A 1,742-nucleotide genomic window follows, 5' to 3' on the forward strand; every position below is an offset into this window, starting at 1 on the left:
GAAAAAACCACGAAGTTGAAACATTCATAATTTTTTCTTTAATAAACCAGGAAAAATTTCTTCCGGAATTTTTCCGCGTATAGCAGGCAACGTTTTGCAGCTTGGCGAAGTGGCGGATTTTGAAGCACTTACTTTCAATTTAGCACTAAAGTTCATTTGTAAACCAAATGTTCAATTTAGCACTGAACCCGCCATTTTGCCAAACTGCTGTTGTGCGTTCGTTTTTCTTTCCGTTATTATTTGGTCCAATTTATTATTTGATTTTTGAAACTTTCAAGTTTTACAATGTAAAATACTGAAAACAAAATAATCCAAGTAATAGAGACTAAAAATAATGCGATAAAATTTAGTCCATTTTCTTTGTTTTCAGAATACATACAAAGAATTCCCAAAATAATTGTCCCAATGAAATTATAAATCAAAGCATTTTTCAAAGTCATTTCAATCGTTCCTGTTAAAAAATTCCAACCTATAAGTTTGTCTTTTATTATTATTTTATTTGGCTCATCAAATTCAATTTTTACTTGTTGAGCAAGTTCCAATTTTACAAAAATTGAATTGTTTTTTTCTGAATAATTATAGTTATATTTATTCAGGAAGTTTAGTATTTTGTCTTTTTCCATTTTCTATTTATTTTCTTCTCGATTCTTTAAATCTCTAATATTTATAATTATTCCAATCATCAACAGTAAGTTAGATGCAATTCCCCAATAATTTCCGTTTTGTAAATTCTTAAAATCTAAATTATAAATATTTATTATCAATAGAATTGCACTTGCAATTAATAACAGGTATGCTAATTTTAGTTTGTTCATTTGAATTAGTGTTAATTTTTAGTTTCGTTTTCGTTCCGCCAAAATGACGCACAACGGTTTCGGGCTTTGCGTTCGGGCGGGTTTCGGAGCACAAAACTGTCAACCAGCACTGAACTTGAATAGAGGCACAAAGCTTCAAGTTTGCACGCCACCCCGCCTGACGCAAAACCCGTGTTAGTGGCTGCCCTTTTAATATTTCTCTTTACGTTCGATTGTTCCGTTTTTATTATAATATGTCCATGTACTGTCTTTTAACCAAATGTCATTTTCAGGAAATGGATTTTCTTCTGTCACCGTGTCCTGACTTACATAGTATTCTATTTTTTCTGTCTGACCGTTGCTATATTGATATTTCACTTGTCTGTACCGATGTCCGTTACTGTTATACTCATAAGTCGATGCTGGACTTTGAGAATAAGGCAAAACAGACCATATAAAGAAAAATGCTAGCATTGGACCAGGTGTCGAAAATGCTAATGAAATCTTGTCAATGGTTGTCTTAGCCTTAATTTTTGTCAGCCAGAACAATAGGCCAAGTAGAAGTCCACCAATTAACCAAAATGCAGGAAATAAAAATAAATATCCTAACGAAGCACTTTCGTCATGTTTAATGTCTATAACAAAGTAAACAGTAATTGCAGTATAAATGATTGCAAAAACTATTAAAGTTTTATTAGGTTTAACTATGTTGTTTTTTGTCGTCATAGGGTTGCCACTAACGTCTCGTGGCTTGGCGTCAGTTGGGGATTTGGTTAGCCAAATGTATAAATTAAAGACTGAACTTCCAAGTACAAAACCAACTTTAAAGTTCGCCTATAACCCCAATTGCGCCAAACCGCTGTTGTGCGTTCGTACTTTTTTTATAATTTGTTTTTCATTAATTGGTTCAACTTGTTTTTTAATTCTAAAGTTAATTCTACTTTTTTG

2 protein-coding genes are annotated in these 1,742 nt (G+C 32.3%); both read right to left on the minus strand.

Annotation, left to right across the window (positions count from 1 at the left end; translation table 11 throughout):
* Nucleotides 1–236 precede the first annotated feature (236 nt).
* Nucleotides 237–623: a hypothetical protein gene (locus Q361_RS13480; RefSeq protein WP_103727241.1), complete on the minus strand. Its 387-nt coding sequence runs from the start codon at nt 621–623 to the stop codon at nt 237–239.
* Between the two features lie 381 nt (nt 624–1,004).
* A complete protein-coding gene (locus tag Q361_RS13490; protein WP_103727243.1) occupies nt 1,005–1,520 on the minus strand; it encodes a hypothetical protein in 516 nt (171 codons plus the stop codon).
* Nucleotides 1,521–1,742 lie beyond the last annotated feature (222 nt).

The organism is Flavobacterium croceum DSM 17960, from assembly GCF_002917885.1.
GTDB lineage: Bacteria > Bacteroidota > Bacteroidia > Flavobacteriales > Flavobacteriaceae > Flavobacterium > Flavobacterium croceum.

Coding starts and splice junctions, on each gene's coding strand:
- Q361_RS13480 (WP_103727241.1), bottom strand. CDS start 623: ATGGAAAAAGACAAAATACTAAACTTCCTGAATAAATATAACTATAAT.
- Q361_RS13490 (WP_103727243.1), bottom strand. CDS start 1,520: ATGACGACAAAAAACAACATAGTTAAACCTAATAAAACTTTAATAGTT.